The organism is Pseudomonas sp. FW305-25, assembly GCF_017351415.1.
Classification (GTDB): domain Bacteria; phylum Pseudomonadota; class Gammaproteobacteria; order Pseudomonadales; family Pseudomonadaceae; genus Aquipseudomonas; species Aquipseudomonas chlororaphis.
Map to the genome: position 1 here is coordinate 64,070 of NZ_JACNDE010000015.1, position 15,915 is coordinate 79,984.

11 protein-coding genes are annotated in these 15,915 nt (G+C 64.6%); 3 read left to right on the plus strand and 8 right to left on the minus strand.

What is annotated here, in order from left to right:
* Positions 1-26 precede the first annotated feature (26 nt).
* A complete protein-coding gene (locus J4E58_RS16290) occupies positions 27-356 on the minus strand; it encodes a hypothetical protein (protein WP_009043285.1) in 330 nt (109 codons plus the stop codon).
* 569 nt (positions 357-925) lie between these two features.
* Between J4E58_RS16290 and J4E58_RS16295 the strand changes: the two genes are divergently transcribed.
* Complete coding sequence (locus tag J4E58_RS16295; protein ID WP_172963062.1) at positions 926-3,286, plus strand: DNA polymerase II; 2,361 nt, start codon at positions 926-928, stop codon at positions 3,284-3,286.
* Positions 3,287-3,359: 73 nt separating this feature from the next.
* Here J4E58_RS16295 and J4E58_RS16300 read toward each other — a convergent pair whose 3' ends face one another.
* Positions 3,360-3,656, minus strand: coding sequence for a hypothetical protein (locus J4E58_RS16300; protein WP_007925020.1), 297 nt, complete (start codon positions 3,654-3,656; stop codon positions 3,360-3,362).
* Positions 3,657-3,934: 278 nt separating this feature from the next.
* On the opposite strand from J4E58_RS16300, the gene J4E58_RS16305 reads away from it, so the two are divergent.
* The gene (locus J4E58_RS16305) at positions 3,935-5,368 is read left to right on the plus strand and encodes a serralysin family metalloprotease (protein WP_007925022.1); all 1,434 of its coding nucleotides are present in this window, start codon (positions 3,935-3,937) and stop codon (positions 5,366-5,368) included.
* A 120-nt stretch (positions 5,369-5,488) separates the two neighbouring features.
* Here J4E58_RS16305 and J4E58_RS16310 read toward each other — a convergent pair whose 3' ends face one another.
* On the minus strand, positions 5,489-7,111 hold the full coding sequence (locus tag J4E58_RS16310) for an MFS transporter (protein ID WP_053260649.1): 1,623 nt from the start codon (positions 7,109-7,111) through the stop codon (positions 5,489-5,491).
* A gap of 205 nt (positions 7,112-7,316) precedes the next feature.
* The gene (locus J4E58_RS16315) at positions 7,317-8,963 is read right to left on the minus strand and encodes a GMC family oxidoreductase (protein WP_087088097.1); all 1,647 of its coding nucleotides are present in this window, start codon (positions 8,961-8,963) and stop codon (positions 7,317-7,319) included.
* A 133-nt stretch (positions 8,964-9,096) separates the two neighbouring features.
* Between J4E58_RS16315 and J4E58_RS16320 the strand changes: the two genes are divergently transcribed.
* On the plus strand, positions 9,097-9,990 hold the full coding sequence (locus J4E58_RS16320) for a LysR family transcriptional regulator (protein ID WP_007925029.1): 894 nt from the start codon (positions 9,097-9,099) through the stop codon (positions 9,988-9,990).
* Positions 9,991-10,173: 183 nt separating this feature from the next.
* Here J4E58_RS16320 and J4E58_RS16325 read toward each other — a convergent pair whose 3' ends face one another.
* The 4 genes from J4E58_RS16325 to J4E58_RS16340 form a co-directional block, all read right to left on the minus strand.
* Positions 10,174-12,051: a DUF3857 domain-containing transglutaminase family protein gene (locus J4E58_RS16325; protein ID WP_087088095.1), complete on the minus strand. Its 1,878-nt coding sequence runs from the start codon at positions 12,049-12,051 to the stop codon at positions 10,174-10,176.
* Positions 12,052-12,425: 374 nt separating this feature from the next.
* Positions 12,426-12,821, minus strand: coding sequence for an SgcJ/EcaC family oxidoreductase (locus J4E58_RS16330; RefSeq protein ID WP_087088093.1), 396 nt, complete (start codon positions 12,819-12,821; stop codon positions 12,426-12,428).
* A 17-nt stretch (positions 12,822-12,838) separates the two neighbouring features.
* Entirely contained in the window at positions 12,839-13,939 is a 1,101-nt protein-coding gene (locus tag J4E58_RS16335) for a DNA alkylation repair protein (protein ID WP_087088091.1), read from the minus strand.
* 137 nt (positions 13,940-14,076) lie between these two features.
* Entirely contained in the window at positions 14,077-15,900 is a 1,824-nt protein-coding gene (locus J4E58_RS16340) for a monovalent cation:proton antiporter-2 (CPA2) family protein (protein WP_087088089.1), read from the minus strand.
* Positions 15,901-15,915 lie beyond the last annotated feature (15 nt).

Here is a 15,915-nt window from a genome sequence, read left to right on the forward strand (position 1 = left end):
CGGTTAGCGACAACGACAAGTTGCACTTAGCAGAACCGATCAATCACCCGAACTTCCGACTTGTTCTGCAGCGATTGCCATTCATTCTTCAGGGTATCGAATACCCGTCCGATGAAGTCCCTGTCGGCGGCGGCCTTCTTGCCGACGTAGCCCTGGCCACGGCGGTACATCTTCAGGCGGGCCAGCAGGTCCTGGTTGTTCTTGTCGAACTCTTCTTCATGGGCGTGGGGCGACAGGCAGTCGATATGGACCTGGCCAGACTTGGCAATCCACAGGATATGGCTGTCATGGCTGTCTTTCTGTGCCGCGAACAGATGAGACAGTTCATCAATAGTAGGTTGATTGTTCAGATTCATTTGTAAGCCCCTTGACCATTTCGATCTATCTAGTTGAGTCGCTAATTGATATCGCTACATCGGTAAGTTGAACCCTGATACCGGAAACAGGGCGACAGAGGGTGTCTGTCGGATACAGATAAGGCCCAGAGCCTGATGCGTGTAGTCGTCTTGATTAACTGCTACGCAATAGCGTCACAACGAAGAGAAGCAGCGTAAACCTGGATCAAGCTGCCGAAGTTTTCAGTTTCGGCCACAAGCATCTTGAGGAGTTTTCGCCAGCTTCCCGCCCTTTGTACTGGACGTTCATGCCAGGTCAGTTTCATCAATCTGCCTTGTGGGCAGTACACATCCGGGTTAACAGCTCGGCGGTCAGACGAGCTTGCTCATAACACCTTTGCCAAGTCTCCCGATCGGGGAGACGCCTGCATCATGCAAGGGCAAATTCGCCTCGTCAACGGTTTTGTAGTGAAAATTTTAAAGCACTACATATTGTCCGACAAAACCTTTCGGCACATGAGTGGAACGGGCTATCGCGACCGAGGACAGGTAGAATCGAGGCCTTGAAACAGGTGCTTGAGGTTGCAGTGGTGGATTTACAGCAGGGCTTCGTCCTGACCCGGCATTGGCGTGACACGCCGGCAGGCACGGAAGTCGAGTTCTGGTTGGCGACCGATGCCGGGCCGCGCCAGATCCGCTTGCCGGTGCAGACCTCCGTGGCTTTCATTCCCGCCGAACAGCAGGAACAGGCCCAGCGCCTGCTGGCCGACGATCGCGATGTGCAATTGCGGCCCCTGGGCCTGTGCGACTTCCAGCACCGCCGGGTGCTCGGCCTGTACTGCCCGCAGCACAATCAATTGATCCGCCTCGACAAGACCCTGCGCCGCGCTGGGGTCGAGGTGCTCGAGGCCGATGTGCGACCGCCCGAGCGCTACCTGATGGAGCGTTTCATCACCGCGCCGGTGTGGTTCGGCGGCACCCCGGGCGAGGGCGGGATACTGCTGGAGGCGCAGATGAAACCGGCGCCGGACTACCGGCCGGCGTTGAAGCTGGTGTCGCTGGATATCGAGACCAGCGAGACCGGCGAGCTGTATTCCATCGCCCTGGAAGGCTGCGGCCAGCGCCAGGTGTACATGCTTGGTCGCGCTCGCGAGGACGACAGCGCAGTGGATTTCGACCTGGAGTTCTGCGCCAGCCGCGAGCAGTTGCTCGAACGCCTCAACCAGTGGCTGGCACGGCACGATCCGGATGCGATCATCGGCTGGAACCTGGTGCAGTTCGATCTGCGGGTGCTGCACGAACACGCGCGGCGCCTGGCGGTGCCCTTGCGCCTGGGGCGCGGCGGCGAAGAGATGCAGTGGCGCGAACACGGCAGCCGTACCCATTATTTCGCTGCGGCCGCCGGGCGCCTGATCATCGACGGCATCGAAGCCCTGCGCTCGGCGACCTGGAGCTTCCCGTCGTTCAGCCTGGAAAACGTCGCCCAGACCCTGCTTGGCGAAGGCAAGTCGATCGACAACCCTTACCAGCGCATGGACGAAATCAACCGCATGTTCGCCGAGGACAAGCCCGCCCTGGCGCGTTACAACCTCAAGGACTGCGAGCTGGTGACGCGGATTTTCGCCAAGACCGAGCTGCTCACCTTTCTCCTCGAACGGGCCACCGTCACCGGCCTGCCGGCCGACCGCAACGGCGGCTCGGTGGCGGCCTTCACCCACCTGTACATGCCGCTGATGCACCGCCAGGGTTTCGTCGCGCCGAACCTGGGCGAGAAGCCGCCGCAAGCCAGCCCCGGCGGCTTTGTCATGGACTCGCGGCCCGGTCTCTACGAGTCGGTGCTGGTGCTGGACTACAAGAGCCTGTACCCGTCGATCATCCGCAGCTTCCTGATCGATCCGGTGGGGCTGGTGGAAGGCTTGCGCCACCCAACGGACGAGCAATCGGTGCCGGGCTTTCGCGGCGCGCGGTTTTCCCGCACCCGGCATTGCCTGCCGTCGATCGTCGCCCGGGTCGCCGAGAGCCGCGAAGTGGCGAAACGCGAACACAACGCGCCGCTGTCCCAGGCGCTGAAGATCATCATGAACGCCTTCTACGGTGTGCTCGGTTCCAGCGGTTGCCGCTTCTTCGATCCGCGCCTGGCGTCGTCGATCACTATGCGCGGCCACGAAATCATGCGCCGCACCCGCCAACTGATCGAGGCGCAGGGCCACAAGGTGATCTACGGCGACACCGATTCGACCTTCGTCTGGCTCGGCAGCGCCCACGCCGAGGTGGATGCCACGCGCATCGGCCGCGCGCTGGTGGCGCACGTCAACCAGTGGTGGCGCGATCACCTGCGCGATGAGTACGGCCTGGAAAGCGCCCTGGAACTGCAATTCGAAACCCACTTCTGCCGCTTCCTGATGCCGACCATTCGTGGCGCGGAGGAGGGCAGCAAGAAGCGCTACGCCGGCCTGGTGACCCGCGCCGACGGCACCCAGGACATGGTCTACAAGGGCCTGGAAGCGGTGCGCACCGACTGGTCGCCGCTGGCCCAGCAGTTCCAGCAGGAGCTGTACCAGCGGATCTTCCACCGCCAGCCGTACCAGGACTATGTGCGCGACTACGTGCGGCGCACCCTGGCCGGCGAACTGGACGAGCAACTGGTGTACCGCAAGCGCCTGCGTCGCCAACTGGACGATTACGAACGCAACGTGCCGCCCCATGTGCGCGCCGCGCGCCTGGCCGACGAATACAACCAGCGGCAGGGCCGGCCCCAGCGTTATCAGAACGGTGGCTGGATCAGCTACGTGATCACCCTGGCCGGTCCCGAACCCCTGGAAAACCGCACCGCGGCCATCGATTACGATCACTACGTGACCCGCCAATTGCAGCCTGTGGCGGATGCCATCCTGCCGTTCGTGCAGGACGACTTCAGCACCCTGGTGGGTGGGCAGATGGGGTTGTTCTAGGCAGCGTTTCGTCGTAGCCGCTGCCGATCGCAGCCTCGCAGCCTCGGCAGCGGCTACACGTGAGTGAGTTGGCTCAGTCGTCGACCGAGGTGCAAATGCCGCTGGCACCCTGTTTGCCGCTGTAGGTCACGACCACCGAGTCGTCGTCCTCCACGCTGATGTCCACCGTGATGCCCGAGCCCTTGGCCTCGAAATAACGCTCGTTGACGGTCTTGGTCTGGGCCTCTTTGCCGTTGATGAACACCGGTCCCCCTTCCTCCGCGCTGACCGGAATGTTGCCCGGGCAGTCGACGTTGAACAGCGGGATGCCTTCGGCGTGGGCGGCACTGGCAACGATCGACAGGGCGCAGCTCAGGAGGATTTTTTTCATTGTGGACTCCTTCGGGAAACAGGCAGAAGCACGAGTGTGGCAGTGGTTCCATTAGCGCTGAAGCTTAGCGTATGGCACGCCGGGGCAGGGGGTGGGTAGCGATTTTAATGAGGCGCAAAGTCGCCCGGGCATATTGTCGGACAATAAAAATCGTGGACGTCACGCCAGGGTCTGTGTCAGTTTTTCCCCGCCTTGAATAGGGCGAGTGATAGGGCGATCTCGCTAACAGGTCGCCGTGGTCTATCGGAAATTTTCAGCGTTGAACAAGGATGTAAATGATGTCAAAAGCCAAAGAAAATGCCGGTTTTTCGGCAGCTCCCGGCAGCGATGCCTACCAACTGATCACTGCCTTCAGCCATGCCTATGACCGTGGTGGCGCGGAGCTGGTGAATGGCAAGCCGTCGTACACCGCGGACCAGGCCGCCGAGCAGATCCTGCGCAAGGGCCTGTCCTGGCACGACCAGAACGGCGACGGCAAGGTCGAGCTCAGCTACAGCTTCCTCACCAGCAAGCCGGCCAACTACAACCCGAACCTGGGCAGCTTCAGCGAGTTCAGCGCCTTGCAGAAAGCCCAGGCGTTCCTGGCCCTGCAATCCTGGTCGGACGTGGCCAATGTGCGCTTCAACGAAGCCGCGAGCGGCGGCGACGGGCACCTGAGTTTCGGCAACTACAGCGTCAGCACCGGTGGCGCGGCCTTCGCCTACCTGCCTTCGGGCGGCAGCTATGACGGCCAGTCCTGGTACCTGATCAACGATCAGTACCGGGTCAACGAAACCCCGGGCAACGGCAACTATGGCCGCCAGACCCTGACCCACGAAATCGGCCACAGCCTGGGCCTGTCCCATCCGGGCACCTACAACGCCGGCAACGGCAACCCGACCTACAACGATGCCACCTACGCCCAGGACACGCGCGGCTACAGCCTGATGAGCTACTGGAGCGAGAGCAACACCGGGCAGGACTTCAGTAAGGACGGCGGTGGCGCCTACGCCTCGGCGCCGCTGATGGACGATATCGTCGCGGTGCAGAAACTCTACGGCGCCAACCACGAGACCCGCGCCGACGACACCGTGTACGGCTTCAACTCCAACACCGGGCGCGACTTCTACAGCGCCAGCTCATCTGCCTCCAAGCTGGTGTTCTCGGTGTGGGACGGCGGCGGCAACGACACCCTGGACTTCTCCGGCTTCACCCAGAACCAGAAGATCAACCTCAACGAGGGCTCGTTCTCCGACGTCGGCGGCCTGGTGGGCAACGTATCCGTGGCCCATGGTGTGACCCTGGAAAATGCCATCGGTGGTGCGGGCAACGACCTGCTGATCGGCAACGCCGCGGCCAACATCCTCGAAGGCGGTGCCGGCAACGACATCCTCTACGGTGGCGGCGGTCGCGACACGCTATGGGGCGGGGCGGGGGCGGACACCTTCGTGTTCGGCGCGGCATCCGATTCGACCTTCGACGAGCCCGACTGGATCATGGATTTCACCAGTGGCCAGGACAAGATCGACCTCAGCGGCCTGGCGCCGTTCGCCTCGGGGCAGGCGACCCTGAACTTCGTCAGCGGCTTCACCGGCCATGCCGGCGACGCGATCCTGACCTACTACGCCGAGACCGACCAGACCAGCCTGCTGGTCGACCTCACCGGTCTGGGCGCGGTGGACTTCGCCGTGGGCACCGTTGGCCAGGCGGCGACCACCGATATCGTGGCCTGATCGACAACAACGGAAGCGGCGCGCCATGGCGCGCCGTTTTTTTTGCCAGGTGCCCTTGGCTGACGCCTTGGGCCCCAAGGCCTGCAACCCTGCTTGGGGCGCTACCGTCAGCCGGGCTTTTCAGTTCTTGTCGATATCGACGTTGCGGGTCTCGCGCAGGCAGATCAGGCCGACGAGCAGGCTGACCCCGGTGATCACCACCGGGTACCACAGGCCGTAGAAGATATCGCCGGTGTACACCACCAGGGCGAAGGACACGGTGGGCAGGAAGCCGCCGAACCAGCCGTTGCCGATGTGGTAGGGCAGGGACATGGAGGTGTAGCGGATGCGGGTCGGGAACAGCTCGACCATCAGCGCCGCCAGCGGGCCGTAGCACATGGCGGCGATCAGGATCAGCGCGACGATCAGCACCACCACCATGGTTTTGTTGACGTTCTGGGTGTCGGCCTGTTGCGGGTAGCCGGCCAGGGTCACGGCACCGCGCAGGGCCGCTTCGTCGAAACCGTCGATCTGCACGTCGCCGACGCTGACCTGCACCGGGCTGCCGGCGGGCGCGGCGACGCTGGTGTAGGGCAGGCCCTGCTTGACCAGGAAGGTCTTGACCTTGTCGCACGGGCTGTCGAAACGCGCCTTGCCCACCGGGTCGAACTGGAAGGTGCAGGTGGCGGGGTCGGCCAGCACGCTGATCGGCGCCTGGCGGCTGGCCTGGTCGATGGCCGGGTTGGCGTAGTGGGCCAGGGACTTGAAGATCGGGAAGTACAGCGCGGTGGCCAGCAGCAGGCCAACCATCAGCACCGGCTTGCGGCCGATCTTGTCCGACAGCCAGCCGAAGAAGATGAAGAACGGCGCGCCGATCACCACGCTGATGATCAGCAGCATATTGGCCAGGGCCGGGTCCATCTTGAGGAACTGGGTGAGGAAGAACAGCACGTAGAACTGCGCGGCGTAGAAGGTCACCGCCTGCCCGGCGTTGATGCTGAACAGGGCGATCAGCACCACCTTGAGGTTTTCCCATTTGCCGAAGGACTCGCGGATCGGCGCCTTGCTGGCGCGGCCTTCTTCTTTCATCTTCAGGAAGGCCGGCGACTCGTGCAGGCTCAGGCGAATCCAGGTGGAAATGCCCAGCAGCACGATCGACAGCAGGAACGGCAGGCGCCAGCCCCAGACTTCGAACTGATCGCCGGTGAAGTAGCGGCAGCCCAGCACCACCAGCAGCGACAGCAGCAGGCCGAGGGTCGCGGTGGACTGGATCCAGCTGGTGTGGAAGCCGCGCTTGCCCTGGGGGGCGTGCTCGGCGACGTAGGTCGCGGCGCCGCCGTATTCACCGCCCAGGGCCAGGCCCTGGAGCATGCGCAGGGCGACCAGGATGATCGGCGCGGCGATGCCGATGCTCGAGTAGGTCGGCAGCAGGCCCACGGCGAAGGTCGCCAGGCCCATGAGAATGATGGTGGCGAGGAAGGTGTACTTGCGCCCGATCATGTCCCCCAGGCGCCCGAACACCAGCGCGCCGAACGGCCGCACCACGAAGCCGGCGGCGAACGCCATCAGGGCGAAGATAAAGGCGGTGGTGTCGTTGACCCCGGCGAAGAACTGCTTGCTGATGACCGCCGCGAGGGCGCCGTAGAGGAAAAAGTCGTACCACTCGAACACCGTCCCCAGGGACGAGGCGAAGATGACTTTCTGGCTTTCCTGGCTGGTGGGCGCGGCGACCGCCGCGTCCATCGATTGAGCATGTTCCGACATATCGATATCCCTCACAGTGATTGTTTTTGTTGTTCCACTGTCGGCGCCAGCGTGGCGTCGCTATCTGCATTTTGTCGCTGTGCATCTGTAGGTGTAGGAGCGAGCTTGCTCGCGATAATTCCTTGAGCCTTGCACCGCCCTTCAGGTCGTTATCGCCAGCAAGCTGGCTCCTACATGGATCTCATCGTTGCTGCTCCTGTGCGGATCAGGCCGGGGTAACGCTTGGTTTTTCGGCGGCAGGGCTCCTGGTCGAGGTGGCGAGAATCAGCTCGGCGGCCTTCTCGGCGATCATCAGCGTCGGCGAACAGGTATTGCCGGAGGTGATGTACGGCATGATCGAGGCATCGGCGATGCGCAGGCCGGGGATGCCATGCACCCGCAGCTCGGCATCGACCACCGCCTCCGGCCCCTGGCCCATGCGGCAGGTGCCCACCGGATGGAAGATGGTGGTGCCGATGCGCGCGGCGGCTTCGTGCAGCTGTTCTTCGCTGCGCAACTCGGCTCCCGGCAGGTATTCGGTCGGCTTGAAGGCTTGCAGGGCTGGCGCGGCGACGATGCGCCGGGTCAGGCGAATGGCGTCGGCGGCGACCCGCAGGTCCTCCGGGTGGCTCAGGTAGTTGGGCTGGATCAGCGGCGCTGCCTGCGGGTCGGCGGAGCGGATTTGCACCCGGCCACGGCTTTGCGGGCGCAGGTCGCAGACCGACGCGGTAAAGGCCGGGAAGGCGTGCAGCGGTTCGCCGAAGCGCTCCAGCGACAGCGGCTGCACGTGATACTCGAGGTTGGCCGAAGTCTGTTCCGGCCCGGAGCGGGCAAACGCCCCCAGCTGGCTCGGCGCCATGGACAGCGGGCCGCTGCGGTCGTACAGGTAGCGCAGGCCCATACCCAGCTTGCCCCACAGACTGCCGGCTATCTGGTTCAGGGTGCGGGCGTTTTCCAGTTTGTAGATCAGCCGCAGTTGCAGGTGGTCCTGCAGGTTGCCGCCGACCCCCGGCAGTTCGTGGGCGACGCCTATGCCCAAGCGTTGCAGCAGGGCGGCGGGGCCGATTCCCGAACGCTGCAGGATGCTCGGCGAGCCGATGGAGCCGGCGCTGAGGATGATTTCGCGACGCGCCTTGAAGGTCTGCTGCTGGCCCTGGTAGCGGGCGCTGAGCGCCGCCGCGCGGCCGTTTTCCAGGAGCACCCGATCGACCTCGACCCCGGTCAGCACCGTGAGGTTGGGCCGCTGGCGGATCGGCTTGAGGAAGGCCTTGGCGGCGTTCCAGCGCACCCCGGCTTTCTGGTTGACCTGGAAGTAACCGCAGCCTTCGTTGTCGCCGCCGTTGAAGTCGTCGACGCTGGCGATACCGCTCTGTTCGGCGGCGTTGCGGAAGGCATCGAGGATCGGCCATGACAGGCGCTGGCGCTCGACCCGCCATTCGCCGGCGGCGCCGTGGAATTGCGAGTCGCCGGCAAAGTGGTTTTCGCTTTTGCGAAACAGCGGCAGCACATCCTGCCAGTTCCAGCCGGGGTTGCCGTCGGCGGCCCAGCGCTGATAGTCGCCGGCCTGGCCGCGCATGTAGATCATGCCGTTGATCGACGAGCAGCCGCCCAGCACCTTGCCGCGCGGGTAGCTCAGGCTGCGGCCTTGCAGGCCGGGTTCGGCTTCGGTCTTGAAGCACCAGTCGGTGCGCGGGTTGCCGATGCAGAACAGGTAGCCGACGGGGATGTGGATCCAGGGGTAGTTGTCGCGGCCACCGGCTTCCAGCAGCAGGACGCGGTGGGCCGGGTTGGCGGACAGCCGATTGGCCAACAGGCAACCGGCGGGGCCGGCGCCGACCACTATGTAGTCGTAGGGATCAAAGGCAGGCAGCATCCATGACCTCGTTTTATCGTTCTTGTTGCGGCTCATCCTAGTTGTTAGCTTTCGTTAAAAGAATGTTAGTTTTTGCTCAGCCGCTGTGCGTTTTTAAACAGCGGCTTCCCCCCGGCATCTGCAAGGAAGAGTCATGTTCGACTGGAACGACCTGCGGTTTTTTCTCGAGCTGCAACGCAGCGGCCGCCTGCTGACCGCGGCCCAGCGGTTGAAGACCACCCACGCCACGGTGGCCCGGCATATCGAGGCGATCGAGAAAAGCCTGGGCACCGCGCTGTTCGTCCAGCATGCCCAGGGCTATGAACTGACGCCGGCCGGGGAGGCCTTGCTCAAGCACGCCGAGGCCATGGAGAACGTGGCCTTGCTGGCCCAGGAGGAAATCACCCAGTCCACGGCGCCCCTGGGCAAGATCCGCGTGGGCGTCACCGAGGGCCTGGGCATCATGTTTCTCGCCAGCCGCATGCGTGGCCTGTTCGAGCGTTATCCGGGGCTGGAGGTGGAGCTGGTGGCGGTGCCGCGTTTTGTCAGCATCCTCAACCGCGAGGCGGAAATCAGCATCCACCTGGAGCGGCCCAACGCCGACATGCTGGTGACCCGCAAGCTCACCGACTACCGCCTGGCCCTGTACGCCAGCCAGGATTACCTGGACCGCGCACCGCCCTTGCGCAGCCGCGAGGACCTGGGGCGGCATGCCTGGATCGGCTATGTCGACGACCTGCTGTTCAGCCAGGAGCTGATTTTCCTCACCAGCTTCTGCCGCAACCCTCAGGTGGTGTTCCACAGCACCAGCGTGATCGCCCAGCAACAGGCCGCGCGCTCCGGCCTGGGCATCGCCGTGCTGCCGTGCTACATGGCCGCCGGCGATCCGCAGCTGGTGCCCTTGCTGCCCAGCGAGAGCATCCAGCGCGCCTACTGGATCAGCACCCGCCGCGAGCTGCACAAGTCCGTGCGCCTGCGGGTGGTGTGGGATTACGTGGTCGAGCTGTGCGCGGCCGAGCAGGGCTTGCTGCTCGCCGAGCCGGCCTGATCGCAGCAAACACTGGCGTGCCTTTGTAGGAGCGAGCTTGCTCGCGATGGCCGCGAGAACGACGCGTTCATCCAGGCGATAGGCGTCATCGTTGACGTTTATCGCGAGCAAGCTGCGCTCCTACATGGACGGCGCCGAACTTGCAGGAGCCCAGCTTGCTGGCGGTGCAGGCGCCGCTGTGGCTCAGGCTTTCTTTGTGCCCTTGAGCTGGACCAGTTGCCGCGTTTGCTCGGCGCACGCCTTGGCCTGGCTGACCATGGTGTCGAACGGCGCGCTGACGATTTCATCGTGGCTCAGCCAGCGCTTTTTCTGGCTCAGGCGGTAGTGATAGCGGTACTCGCCCTTGACCCGTTCGCTGCTCAGGTCCATGTCGAACCAGGGCGAGCGCACGTTGCAGGCCTTGACGTCCTTGTCCAGCCGGGCACCGGAGAGGGTGAAGGTGTAGCGCAGGGTATTGGCGTCGCCGATGTACAGGTCCGCCAGCTGGCCGTTGCGGCGGTAGTTGACCAGGAAGTCCCAGTCGCCCTCCAGGGCCGGAGCCTTGTAGAAGTAGTTGCCGGAGATGTTTTCCAGGGGCTTGAGGTCGGTCAGGGAGGCCTTGATCCGGTAGGTCGCGGGCGCGACGAAGGCGGTCGGCTCGCGGCTGATCTGGCAGTCGCGCAGTTCCCGGGTGAAACGCTCGCACAGGCCCTGGTCGTTGCTGGCGATACCGTTCTGGTTGTCGGAGACCATCAGCCGCATCAGCTCCATATGGCTGAACTCGATACGCGCGTTGACCCGGGCCTGGCCGTTGCTGTCGAAGTGCTCCTGCTTGTCCAGCACGAGGCTGGTGTCCGGGGTTTCCAGGGGGATGTAGTCCTCGCGGACCTGGCCCTTGGCGTCGCTGACAAAGGCCCAGCGCTCCTGGATGTCGGGCATGCTGCGGCCCGGGTCGAACACCGGGTTGGTCGGGTCCAGCCACCACACTTTGCCATCGACCTCGGCCCGCACGATGGCGTGGTTCGGCGCATGGGTGCCGGGGATCAACAGCGGCGCGACGACGTTCTCGCGGCTGACCCAGGCCGTCTCGGCCTTGATCCCGCTGGCCTTGAGCATGGCGGCCAGGAGCACTGCCAGGTCCTTGCAGTCGCCATAGCCGCGCTGCTCGATCTGCTTCAGCTCGAAGGGCAGGTAACCGCGCTCGGTGGCACGCCAGTCGCCCAGGTAGCGGTAGTTGTCGTTGATGTGCTGCATCAGCCCGGCCACTTTCTGCGCTGGCGGCAGGTCGCGCAGGCCGGCCACGGCCTTGGCGCTGGCTGGCGGCAGGGGCGCGGCGAGGATTTGCTGGTAGCGCTGGGCCAGGGGGCCGAAGTAGTCCTGCACCTCGGTGCTGCTGCCCAGCTCGACCCGCGGCACCCGCTGGATAAAGCCGATCGAGGGTTCATTGATGTAGTTGAGGAAGATCGGCGCCTTCTGCTCGATGGTCAGCTTTTTGCGGTCGCTGGTGGCGGTAAAACGGTAGTCGTCCATCTGCTCGCTGCGCCAGACGATCGGGCGCGTGGCGCGGTAGGTGATCTTGAAGCTGTCCTGGCGCACCGGCTTGGGACCGAACTGCAGCACCGAGTGGAACTGCCCCAGCAGCGGTTTGGCCGCGTAGTGCTGCTGCACGGTGTAGCTGAGCCGGGTGCCGACCCGCAGGTTGGGGAAGGCCAGGGACGTCTGTTTCTCGCGCAGGAAACCCAGTTCCGGATTCGGCGCGGTGCGCGTATCGATCTGCGCCGGCGCCAGCGCCACGGGCTTGCCGCCCGGCTGGGTGAATTCGGCCTTGCGCAGTTCGAAGCCATCGGTTTCGGCATAGCTGAAGTCAATGCGCGAGAGCATGTCCCGGCCCGCCGGGGTGAGGATGGTGTAGTGCTGGGTGGTGGTGCAGTCGCTGCTGTGGTCGGCGTTGAACTGGCATTCCATTTCGGAATCGGCGGCCAGGGCGGCTTCCGATTGCGGTTGATAGGCAGCAAAGGCTTGCCAGGAGAGCAGTCCGAGACCGGCGCAGATCAGGGGACGGTAAAGCGGAAAACGGTACATGAGCGCCTCGGGTGAATCATTGAAATCAGCCACGTCGCACCGGTCGAATCACCTGCGCCAAGGGCGTGGCTGGCGGGGGAGGCGCCAAATGATAATTTATCGCAATACGGATTTACAGCATTGTCTGACAATTAGTCTTGGCTGAAAGTCCCGAGATAGAGCAGTTTATTTGAGTCGGTCGGGATTGTTGGACGGCTGGGAAGGGGGTCTGCAATGCTGGGATTTTTCCTCGAAATAGCGTTTTTGTCCCCGCAGATATGGCGCAAAGCCATATCTGCGGGCTGAACAGTTCCAGGCGGCTTTCCGTTGTTTCTGCAAGAAGTGGCTTGGCTGATTTTGAGAAACAATTTGTTACGAGATCGCCGCCCGCTGGCTCAGCCGTCGAGCAGGTCGGTGCCGTAGGAGTTGTCGATCACACAGCGCCAGCCATCCGCCGGCTCATGGCGAAAAACATAGGTGGCGCGTCGCTCGAGGGTGCTGGCGATGCCGTCCCGATCCAGGGTGTCGAGCAGGGTGTGCATGATCACCAGCGCGGTGCCGGCGCCTTCGATGACCTGCATCTGGCCCTGCCGGACCACCATGCTGTGGTTGAAGTGCTCGGCGATGGCCACGAAGGCCCGGCGGATCTGTTCCTTGCCCCGGGCTTCCAGGCCCGGCTTGACCACCAGCGTGGCGTCCTCGGCGTAGAAATCCATCAGGCTGTCGAAGTCTTCGGCGGTGATGGCGCGGTCGGCGGCTTCGATCAGGGTTTTCAGCGGATGGGCCGGCATGTTCGCTCCTTGCGGTTTCAGTTGTGGATCTCGAACGCCGTGCTGCCCAGGCGTTCGCCGTTGACCAGGATATGCAGCATATGGCGCCCGGGATAGTGGCGGCGGGTGCTCAGTTCGCGGATGTGCTGGGCGCGGCCAAGTTGCTCCCGGGCCTTGGCCGGCAGAGTGAAGGCCTTGAGCTTGAACACCTTGGCGCGGGTGTCGCCCGAGGCCTTGACGTAGTCGATGGCGTAATCCACCACCAGGCGCTGGCTGGCGTCGGCGGTGGACTCCAGGGCAAAGGACAGGTTGATCCGTTCGCCCAGGCGAATCACCGCCGGCTCGACCCGCAGGCCATGCAGCGTCACCTGCGGCGCATGCCCGGCGCCGACGATCGCCAGCGCCCGGCGATGGCCCTGCTTGATCAGGCTGCGCAGGGCATGGCGGGCGATCCAGGCGGTGTGCGGGTTATCCAGCGGCCAGCCTTCGAGCAACCCCAGCAGCCAGTCGGGATGGTCCTTGCTGATGTCGTTGAGGTGGTTGGCCACCGACTTGCGCACGTACAGGCTGGGGTCGGCCTTGAGGCATTCGAGGATAGGCACAGCCAGCGTCGGGTCGGCCTGGATCCGCTCCAGGCGGAACGACCATGGCAGGCGCGGGCGGCTGCCTTCGCTGGCCAGGCGGCGCACATGCTCGTTGTCGTCCCGGGCCCAGTCCTGCAGCACCGCCAGGGTGCGCGACAGGTCGCTGGCGAGGAACGGGCGGATGGCGAATTCCGAGGAGCCGAAGGCGGTGAAATACTTGAGCGCCGCCATCGAGCGCTCGAAGGCGTGGCCGCCGTAACTGGCCACATAGTGCGGCAGGAACATGCAGACGAAGCGGCTGTCCAGGCGCGGGGCGAGATCGTACAGCCGTGCGAGGTTGGCTTCGTAGTCCGCCGGCAGCACCGCGTGCAGGCTCTCGCTGACCCGCGCCAGGCGCTGCATCACCGACAACTCGGCGAGGCCCTTGTTCGCGTGGGCGAGAAAGCCGCGGCGGTCGAACGCCGGGTACACCGCGAGCATTTCTTCGGCGATGTGTTCCAGGCGTTCGGCGTTGAAGATTTCCTTGAGGGCAGGGGTGTTGCTGGTGGCGGTCATCGGCGTATCCATTCGGGACGGGGCGCCGGGCACTGTAGCGCAGCGGGCTGACAAATTGTGTCAGGAGCGCCCTGGCAAGCCCCGCTTCTGTAGGAGCGAGGCTTGCCCGCGAAAGGCCGCAGCGCGCGGCCCGAGGTTCAGCGCGGCGCCGGCAACACGCCTTCGGCCTGCTCGTCCTCGGCGTCCGCCTCGAACAGCCGCGCCAGCTCGGCCCGGGCTTCCTGGGCCGATTGCAGGATCTTGGCGTGGTCGTCGTAGATCGCGTGCTGGGCTTCGAGCACCTGTTCGTCGTGGGCGGTGAAGCGCTTGATCCGCGAGTCGGCCTGGGCGTGGGTCAGGCCCAGGCCGATCAGCGCCTTGCGGCTCATTTCCAGGCTGGAGTAATAGGTTTCCCGCACCGCTTCGGCCCCCAGGTCCACCAGCTTGTGCACGTGCTGGCGGTTACGGGCGCGGGCGATGATCTTGATGTGCGGGTAGAGCTTGCGCACCACCGCGGCGGTGTTGATGTTGGTCTGCGGGTCGTCGGTGGCGATCACGAAGTACTCCGCCTCGCCGACCTTGGCCGCCTTGAGGATTTCTGCGCGCATCGGGTCGCCGTAGAACACCGGCATGCCACCGAAGCTGCGGGTCAGCTCGATGGTGTCGACCGAGGTGTCGAGGGCCACGAAGGGGATGTTCTGCGCCCGCAGGATCCGCGCGACGATCTGGCCCATCCGGCCCATGCCGGCAATCACCACCCGCGGCGCGTCGGTTTCGATCTCGCGGTATTCGGCGGGCATCTCCAGCGGCTTGGCCTTGGGCTGCAAGAAGCGCGCGCAGGCCAGGAGCAGCAGCGGGGTCACGGCCATGGACAGGGTGATGGTCAGCACCAGCAGGTCATACAGGCGCGCCTCGAACAGGCCCTGGTCGCGGCCGATCTTGAACACCACGAAAGCGAATTCGCCGCCGGCCGCCAGCACCACGCCCAGGCGCACCGCGCTCAAGCGCCCCAGGCCACCGGCCAGGCGCCCGACCACGAACAACAGCGGCAGCTTGATGGCGATCAGCAGCAGGGTCAGGCCCAGCACCGCGATCGGCGCGCTGAACAGCAGGCCGATATTGGCGCCCATGCCGACGCTGATGAAAAACAGCCCCAGCAGCAGGCCCTTGAAGGGTTCGATCTGCGCTTCCAGTTCGTGGCGATATTCCGAGTCCGCCAGCAGCAGGCCGGCGAGAAAGGCGCCGAGGGCCATGGACACGCCAACCATGTCCATCAGCCAGGCGGTGCCGATCACCACCAGCAAGGCAGTGGCGGTGGACACTTCCGGCAGGCCGGTGCGCGCCACCACCCGGAACACCGGGCGCAACAGGTAGCGGCCGCCGATCACCACCACGGCGATGCTGCCCAGCACTTGCAGGCCATGGCGCAGGTCTTCGGCGCTGCTGGTGTTGTGGTCGGCCCCGGCCAGTACCGGGACCATGGCGATCAACGGAATCGCCGCGATGTCCTGGAACAGCAGGATGGCGAACGCCAGGCGCCCGTGGGGGCTGGTCAGCTCCTTGCGTTCGGCCAGGCTTTGCAGGCCGAAGGCGGTGGACGACAACGCCAGGCCCAGGCCCAGCACGATCGCGCTGTTGAGCGGCTGGCCAAACAGGAACAGGGCCACGCAGCCGATCACCATCCCGGTCAGCAGCACCTGGGCCAGGCCGACGCCGAACACCGCTTTGCGCATCACCCACAAGCGCCGTGGCGACAGCTCCAGGCCGATGATGAACAGCAGCAACACCACGCCCAGCTCCGACACATGGCTGATGCTCTGCGGGTTGCCCACCAGCCCCAGCACCGCCGGGCCGATGATCACCCCGGCCAGCAGGTAACCGAGCACGGCCCCCAGTTGCAGGCGCTTGGCCAGGGGAACGGTCAGCACTGCCGCGAACAGAAACACGACAGCGGCTTGCAACAGGTTGCCTTCATGGGGCATGGGCTTACTCCTGGG

Coding starts and splice junctions, on each gene's coding strand:
- J4E58_RS16325 (WP_087088095.1), bottom strand. CDS start 12,051: ATGTACCGTTTTCCGCTTTACCGTCCCCTGATCTGCGCCGGTCTCGGA.
- J4E58_RS16300 (WP_007925020.1), bottom strand. CDS start 3,656: ATGAAAAAAATCCTCCTGAGCTGCGCCCTGTCGATCGTTGCCAGTGCC.
- J4E58_RS16315 (WP_087088097.1), bottom strand. CDS start 8,963: ATGCTGCCTGCCTTTGATCCCTACGACTACATAGTGGTCGGCGCCGGC.
- J4E58_RS16290 (WP_009043285.1), bottom strand. CDS start 356: ATGAATCTGAACAATCAACCTACTATTGATGAACTGTCTCATCTGTTC.
- J4E58_RS16305 (WP_007925022.1), top strand. CDS start 3,935: ATGTCAAAAGCCAAAGAAAATGCCGGTTTTTCGGCAGCTCCCGGCAGC.
- J4E58_RS16340 (WP_087088089.1), bottom strand. CDS start 15,900: ATGCCCCATGAAGGCAACCTGTTGCAAGCCGCTGTCGTGTTTCTGTTC.
- J4E58_RS16310 (WP_053260649.1), bottom strand. CDS start 7,111: ATGTCGGAACATGCTCAATCGATGGACGCGGCGGTCGCCGCGCCCACC.
- J4E58_RS16320 (WP_007925029.1), top strand. CDS start 9,097: ATGTTCGACTGGAACGACCTGCGGTTTTTTCTCGAGCTGCAACGCAGC.
- J4E58_RS16335 (WP_087088091.1), bottom strand. CDS start 13,939: ATGACCGCCACCAGCAACACCCCTGCCCTCAAGGAAATCTTCAACGCC.
- J4E58_RS16330 (WP_087088093.1), bottom strand. CDS start 12,821: ATGCCGGCCCATCCGCTGAAAACCCTGATCGAAGCCGCCGACCGCGCC.